Below are 7,473 nucleotides of genomic sequence, written 5' to 3' on the forward strand. Positions count from 1 at the left end.
CTAGTTACCGTTTGGACCAAGTTTGTGGCATAAAGAGCAGAATCATCGGGTAAATTTCTAAACGTCCAGCAATCATAGCAAGAGAAAGCAGGAATTTGGAAATTGGACCAAAGATTGCAAAGCTATCTGTTGTACCAAGCATTGGTCCAATGTTGTTGAAACAGCTAAGAACAGCGCTCACCACGGTCATCAAATTATTATTATCTAGACTGACAATGAAAATAAGACTGATGATAATCATCGTATAAAGCACAAGGTATTTTAAGATTTTATGCTGTGTATCTTTGTCAATCACGCTATGGTTGACATGCAGGGTCAGTACACGTTTTGGTGAGAGAGTGGATAAGACTTGATTTTTAGCAATGCGGACTAAGATTAAGCCACGAGCAACTTTTAAACCTCCTGCAGTTGATCCGGCAGAACCTCCTATACACATGAGAATGAGGAGAGTAAATTGAGAAAAGAGTGGCCAAGAGGTAATGTCACCAAGACCAAAACCAGTGGTGGTGATGATATTCGCTACTTGGAAAAGAGAAATTTCTAAAGTCTTAGCTATATTTTGATAAATATGAAAGACATTCAAACAGATGAGAAGAGTAGTTGATGTTACAATAATGAGATAGGTCCGCAATTCTTCATCTCCAAAGAATGCTTTAAATTTTCTCAATAGTAAAAAGTAGTAGAGGTTGAAATTTACTCCAAAAATAAGTACTCCAAAACTAACTAGATACGTAATGAGAGAGCTGTTATAGTGAGCAATACTATCATTGTAAACTGCAAAGCCTCCTGTACCAGCTGTTCCCATGGCGATGATAAAGCTATCAAATAAAGGCATTCCTGCAAGGTAATAGATTACTACAAAAATAGCAAAAAGTGCCAAATAGAGTAAATAGAGAATTTGTGCCGTGTCTTTTAATTTAGAGACAACTTTACCAAAGACAGGACCAGGAACTTCTGCTCGCATCACTTCCAAATGGCTATTTTTATTATTTTCCATGATAGCAAGGGCAAAGACGAGGACTCCCATACCTCCGATTAAGTGGGTGAAACTACGCCAAAAGAGTAGAGAATGTGATAAGACAGAGACATCTGGTAAAATAGAGGCACCTGTTGTTGTAAAGCCTGAACTAATCTCAAAGAAAGCATCTATGAGATGAGGAATTTGTCCTGAAAAAACAAAAGGAAGAGCCCCGAAGAAGGACCAAAGTATCCAGCATAAGGCGACAATTAAAACCCCTTCTTTGGCATAAATATGATGATTTTTGGGCTTAAAAGAACTGCCTAAAAGTCCGACCACCAAGAGGATTCCAATTGTGATGCTAATGGAAAGTAAATTTTGATGAGGCTCGCGATAGATGAAAGCCACAATGAGTGGAACTAGAAGTAGTCCAGCTTCAATGATTAACAACTTGGAGATGAGGAAACGAATCATATTTCTATTCATGGCTTACCTCTCTAACAAATCATATATTTGTGTGATACTTTGAATGAGCGTTGTGACAATGATTTGGTCACCTATTTGAATGTAATCCTCACCCGTCGGGAAAATAGGTTTTCCATTTCGGATAATGGCTGCAATTAAGACACCTTTCTTTAGTTTCAAACTAGAAAGTGGTCTTCCAGTCATTTTATTTTCTTCCTTGATTTGAAATTGCAAGGTTTCAAGTTGTCCATTAGCTAAGTGGTGCATAGCTTGTAAATCAGAATACTGAGCATTCACACGTCCGCGGACAAAGTGCATAATTGTATCCACTGCAATTCTCTTAGGCGTCACAATACTTGAAAATTCCTGACTGTCAATGATTTCAAGTAAACTAGTCCGATTGACTTTCGTGATATTTTTTTGAACCCCCATGCTTTCAAGGAACATAGAAGAAATGATATTTTCTTCGTCTACACCAGTCAGGGTAGCAACTGCATCATAGTGTTGAGCACTTTCTTCTAGTAAAATGTCTTTTGCAGTACCATCACCTTGAACAATATGTAAATGCGGAAATTCTTGACTAAACCATTCAGCATGTTTTGAATTAATTTCAATCACTTTCAGTTTGATTTTGCTATTTTTTAGAATATTGAGTAGGTAATAAGCAATCTTTCCTGCTCCAATGAGCATCAAACTTTTTATAACTTTTGGTCGAACGAAATTATGGAAAAGAATAACATCCACCCGATTTCCAGTGACATAGATTATATCATTCTGCAAAATGGTAATTTCACCATCTGGAATGAGCAATTGATTATCACGTTCAATAGCACAAATCAAGACATTTCCAAATTTCTTCCGAAATTGAGATAAAGTCATCTGACACAGATTACTATTTTGTTTGACTTTAAATGCCATTAAACTGACACGTCCATTTGAAAAATGCTCTACAGAAAGCGCGTTAGGAAATTCGATGATATTTGCAATGTACCGGGCTGCTAGTAGCTCAGGATTAACAATGAGCGAAAAACCAAGAATATTTTTTTCTTTAAAATAAGAATTTGAATATTCTGGATTGCGAGCGCGGACAATCGTTTCTTTTGCCCCCATTTTTTTAGCCAGCACAGACGACACCATATTGACTTCGTCATGCTCTGTCATGGAAATGAAAATATCACAATGCTCTACATTAGCCTGCTCTAAGATTTTAAAATTAGCACCGTTACCGACAATGCCCATAATATCATAACGTTTTGTGATCCGATTGAGTACGGACTCATTTTGCTCGATGAGAATCACATCATGTTTTTCAGCCACAAGTGAACGGCAGAGTGCAGATCCGACCTTACCGCCACCAACGACAATAATTTTCATGTTATACCTCCCAAGTATACTTCTATATCATACTCTTTTTTTGCAAAAATTTCATCATTTTGAAGAAAGAAAAATGTATATTTTGTCCCATTAAAGCGTTCTGATGAAAACGACAAGAGAATTCTTGAAAAAATTGACAAATAATCTAGAAAATATGAAAATTTTAAGCTTTTTTTGTTGACATGTGCAAAGAAAGTGATATACTAAGAAAGTACCTTCATTGATTTACCTCAAACCTGTTGTGATGTAAGTTAATGATGCCTTAACCACGCTGTTTGCTGAGCTTGACTCCGAGCAGTGTGGCTATTTTTTTATAGTAGTAATGAAATCAGGAATGAAAAATTATGATATGTAAAAACCACATTGTTCTTTTTGAACCGCAAATCCCACAGAATACGGGTAATATTGCTCGGACTTGCGCAGCAACGAATTCACCGCTTCACATCATTTTACCAATGGGATTCCCGATTGATGATCGCAAGATGAAACGAGCAGGTTTGGACTATTGGGATAAGCTGGATATTACTTATTATGACAATTTAGAAGAGTTTATGAGTAAAATGGATGGACATCTCTATTTGATTTCTAAATTTGCGGAGAAGATTTATGCAGCAGAAAATTTTACAACCGCTGGAAATCATTATTTTATGTTTGGGCGTGAGGATAAAGGATTGCCAGAGGATTTTATGCGTGCTCATTCTGAAAAAGCCCTGCGTATTCCGATGAACGATGAGCATGTCAGAAGTCTGAATTTGTCAAATACAGTTTGTATGATGGTGTATGAAGCCCTGCGGCAGCAAGATTTTACAGGATTAGATCTAGTACACGAATACGAACATGACAAATTAAAATAATGGTGTCAGAATAATTTTTGTATATCAGATAAAACGCTTGCTCTTGCAGGCTTTTTTTGTTATGATTAAAGGGTCTTCAGGGCAGGGTGAAATTCCCGACCGGCGGTAATTTTCAGTCGTTGATAATCTGTTACTTTTTATGAAATGTTATAATTTCTTGATATAGCTTTGAAGTGTAACATACTCTAAAAATAAAAGCCTTGTCAACTAAATAAACTGTTTTAAGTCCGCGAGCATGAGCTGATGTGGTGTAATTCCACAACCGACAGTACAGTCTGGATGGGAGAAGACGAAAGGCAGGGGAGAAGTCCCAAGACTGTGGCTTTTAATTTTATTTAAGGAGACTTCCTTATACTATCATAAAGGTTTCACTGACTGGGATAAGTTATTCTTCAGCAAGCCTTTCCAGCTTCTCTAATTTAATAAAATTGGAGGAACCTGTTATGACACATACACGCAAAATGGCTATTATTGCCATTCTTTCAGCTATCTCATTTTTGCTGATGTTCTTTGATTTCCCGATTTTGCCGGGAGCCAGCTTTTTGAAGTTGGATTTTAGTATTTTACCAATTCTATTGGGATTAGTGGTACTGAATCTGAGAGGAGCTTTAAGCATTTTACTGGTTCGTTCAGTGCTCAAACTTCTACTGAACAACCAAGGGGTCAATACCTACATTGGTTTGCCGATGAATATCATTGCAGTTGCTGTTTTCGTAATCGCTTTTGCGCTTATTTGGAAAAAAGAACAGACAATCGTTCGTTTTCTGATTGCTTCTGTGGTGGGAACACTGGGATTGACTGTGGCAATGCTTCTTTTGAATTATATCTATGCAATTCCGCTATATGCAACGTTTGCTAATTTTGATATTTCAAAGATTCTTGGTGTAGCAAATTATCTGTTTGCGATGGTCATTCCATTTAATCTATTGGAAGGTGTAGTTTTTGCAATTGCCTTTTGGGTCATTAACTTGCTTTTAAAACCGATTTTAATTAAATATGAAAAATAAACAAACTTTTTTAACCAAGGGCTCTTTTGCCCTTTTACTTTTTGTGATTCTAGGCTATGTTGTCAAGTTTCATCCTAATTATTTAAAAGACTTTGATAGTCTGATTCAGATAACTTTACGTGGAGATTTGCCACATACTTTGACATTTTTCTTTTCTAGCGTAACGAGTCTGATTAATACGCCCGTTATTATGACCTGGGTCGCAGTTTTGGCTGGTTTTTTCCTTTATAAGAAATGGTGGAGTGAGGCTATTCTTTTAATTGGGAATCTTGCCTTGACGGGGATTTTAGTTGCTTTTTTGAAAAATATCTATCAACATTCGCGTCCTGCTATTCAACATTTGGTAGAAGAAGGTGGATTTTCTTTTCCGAGTGGGCATGCCTTGGCTTCTACACTAATCTTTGGTACGCTGTTGATTATCGTTAGTCAACGAATAAAATCAGTGCAGACGAAGCGTATCTTGCAAAGTTTGATGATTGTGATGATTTTTATCATTATGACGTCACGTGTGTATCTGGGAGTACATTATCCGACAGATGTGTTGGGAAGCTTTCTCTTAGGTCTAGGAATTTTGCATGTTGAATTTCCTTATTATGATAAGTTGCGTTTTCAATGGCGTTTCAAAGGAAAACAAAAATAGCATTGCTACAAGGAAAAAGATGATGCAAAAAGTGTTAAATGACAAGTTAGTACATCAAATTTTATCAGTTGTGTCCTGTATTCCCTTGGGGAGCGTAGCGACATATGGGCAAATTGCGCAGTTGATTGGGCGAGAAAGAAATGCTCGTTTGGTAGGTCGCGTCCTGTCTCAGGCTGGACTTTATGGGAAGTATCCTTGCCATCGTGTGGTTAATTCCGCAGGACGCTTAGCGCCAGCGTGGGAGGAGCAGAGACATCTCCTTTGGGCCGAAGGAGTGACTTTTAAAACGAATGGCTGTGTGGATTTAAAAAAACACCAATGGAAGCCAACGGATATTAGTAAAGTGTAAATGGAACTCCGAGCGCGAGTTCTGTTTTATTTTGTGGTACAATGAAAGTTATGAAACCTTATAATTCTTTGAATGCTTATTATCGAAAACTATTTGGAGAGAAGACTTTTAAAGTTCCGATTGATGCGGGATTTGATTGTCCCAATCGAGATGGAACGGTTGCTCACGGTGGCTGTACTTTTTGTACGGTGTCAGGTTCTGGTGATGCGATTGTAGCTCCTGAAGCACCGATTCGTGAACAATTTTATAAAGAAATTGCCTTCATGCATCGAAAGTGGCCTGAAGTCAAAAAATATCTAGTTTATTTTCAAAATTTCACCAATACCCACGATAAGGTAGAAGTTATTCGTGAGCGTTATGAACAGGCCATCAATGAGCCAGGGGTTGTAGGTATCAATATCGGTACCAGACCAGATTGCCTGCCTGATGAGACGATTGCCTATCTAGCAGAATTATCTGAACGTATGCATGTGACGGTAGAGTTGGGCCTGCAGACGACTTATGAAACTACTTCGCAATTGATTAACCGCGCACATTCATATGAATTATACGTTGAAACGGTTCAACGGCTGCGGAAATTTCCAAAAATCGAGATAGTTTCCCACTTAATCAATGGTTTGCCTGGTGAAAGCCATGAGATGATGATAGAAAATGTTCGCCGCTGTGTGACAGACAATGATATTCAGGGGATTAAATTACATCTTTTGCATTTAATGACTAACACACGGATGCAACGAGATTATCATGAAGGACGCTTGCAGTTGCTTAGCCAAGATGAGTATGTTGCTATTATCTGTGATCAATTAGAAATAATCCCTGAACATATCGTCATTCATCGAATTACAGGAGATGCGCCACGGGACATGCTCATTGGACCCATGTGGAGTCTCAAAAAGTGGGAAGTGCTAAATGCGATTGAGCAAGAAATGAAACGTCGTGGTAGCGTGCAAGGTTGTAGGGCAAAGGAGCAAAGATATACATGTTGAGACCGTTGGAGATGGCACATGCCTTTTTATCAGAAATCATAACCAAAGAAGATATAGTCGTAGATGCTACTATGGGAAATGGATATGATACTCTTTTCTTGGCACAATTAGCTAAAAAAGTCTATGCTTTTGATATTCAAGAACAAGCTATTAAGCAAACCACTAAGCGCTTGGTAGAAGCTAAAGTAGACAATGTTGAATTGCTTTTAACAGGTCACGAAAATGTGGATCAATACATTGAAACTATTAAAGCAGCTATTTTTAATTTGGGCTATCTTCCATCGGCAGATAAGTCGGTGATTACCCAGCCATATACAACTATACAGGCCTTGGAAAAATTATGTCAGCGTTTAGAAGCTGGCGGTCGGATTGCGGTCATGATTTACTATGGGCATATAGGTGGTGATGTGGAGCGAGATGCAGTTTTGGATTTTGTTGGTCAGTTGCCACAGCAGGAATTTACAGTCGCTCTTTATAAAACTATCAATCAAATCAATCAACCGCCTTTTTTGGTAATGATTGAGAAATTTAATTCGTAATTAACTCAGTCAGAATAGCGTAAAGCCTAGTTAGGCTGAAAAATATTACATATACCCCTGCTGCTAGTTGATTTTGCTTCACAAAAAAGCCCATTTGGTGTACACTGCAAGTGAAGAAAAAAGCAGAGAGGTAAACCAAATGGACACTTTCCATTATATACACCGAATCGTCATCCTCTTCAACTCAGTATGCCACAGCTTCGTGAAGTCTGATGTGACTTATATCAAAAGATCGCTCCTAATGAGCTGGTTCATCGTAAGAATGTAGAGCAATACAAGGTTTCAGATGTTTCTGTTTTGT

At 37.9% G+C, this 7,473-nt stretch carries 8 protein-coding genes and 1 riboswitch; of the genes, 6 read left to right on the forward strand and 2 right to left on the reverse strand.

The window, feature by feature from the left end; genetic code table 11:
• Positions 1-4 precede the first annotated feature (4 nt).
• A complete protein-coding gene (locus HMPREF1514_RS09005; protein ID WP_037598804.1) occupies positions 5-1,444 on the reverse strand; it encodes a TrkH family potassium uptake protein in 1,440 nt (479 codons plus the stop codon).
• 3 nt (positions 1,445-1,447) lie between these two features.
• Positions 1,448-2,797, reverse strand: coding sequence for a Trk system potassium transporter TrkA (gene trkA, locus HMPREF1514_RS09010; RefSeq protein WP_006269456.1), 1,350 nt, complete (start codon positions 2,795-2,797; stop codon positions 1,448-1,450).
• Between the two features lie 344 nt (positions 2,798-3,141).
• Between trkA and HMPREF1514_RS09015 the strand changes: the two genes are divergently transcribed.
• From HMPREF1514_RS09015 to HMPREF1514_RS09040, 6 genes are all read left to right on the forward strand, one after another.
• A complete protein-coding gene (locus HMPREF1514_RS09015) occupies positions 3,142-3,651 on the forward strand; it encodes a tRNA (cytidine(34)-2'-O)-methyltransferase (protein ID WP_006268308.1) in 510 nt (169 codons plus the stop codon).
• A 68-nt stretch (positions 3,652-3,719) separates the two neighbouring features.
• A riboswitch (FMN riboswitch) is annotated at positions 3,720-3,946 on the forward strand.
• 148 nt (positions 3,947-4,094) lie between these two features.
• Positions 4,095-4,658 (forward strand): ECF transporter S component, encoded by a 564-nt coding sequence (locus HMPREF1514_RS09020; protein ID WP_003068171.1) that lies wholly within the window; start codon positions 4,095-4,097, stop codon positions 4,656-4,658.
• Positions 4,648-5,298: a phosphatase PAP2 family protein gene (locus HMPREF1514_RS09025; protein ID WP_037598805.1), complete on the forward strand. Its 651-nt coding sequence runs from the start codon at positions 4,648-4,650 to the stop codon at positions 5,296-5,298. The genes HMPREF1514_RS09020 and HMPREF1514_RS09025 overlap by 11 nt, the downstream gene beginning before the upstream one ends.
• 22 nt (positions 5,299-5,320) lie before the next feature.
• On the forward strand, positions 5,321-5,647 hold the full coding sequence (locus HMPREF1514_RS09030) for an MGMT family protein (RefSeq protein WP_037598806.1): 327 nt from the start codon (positions 5,321-5,323) through the stop codon (positions 5,645-5,647).
• 41 nt (positions 5,648-5,688) lie between these two features.
• Positions 5,689-6,633, forward strand: coding sequence for a TIGR01212 family radical SAM protein (locus tag HMPREF1514_RS09035; protein WP_021001949.1), 945 nt, complete (start codon positions 5,689-5,691; stop codon positions 6,631-6,633).
• On the forward strand, positions 6,627-7,172 hold the full coding sequence (locus tag HMPREF1514_RS09040) for a tRNA (mnm(5)s(2)U34)-methyltransferase (protein WP_037598807.1): 546 nt from the start codon (positions 6,627-6,629) through the stop codon (positions 7,170-7,172). The genes HMPREF1514_RS09035 and HMPREF1514_RS09040 overlap by 7 nt, the downstream gene beginning before the upstream one ends.
• Positions 7,173-7,473: the final 301 nt, after the last annotated feature.

Origin of the sequence: Streptococcus sp. AS20 (assembly GCF_000524255.1) — a bacterium.
Lineage (GTDB): Bacteria > Bacillota > Bacilli > Lactobacillales > Streptococcaceae > Streptococcus > Streptococcus constellatus.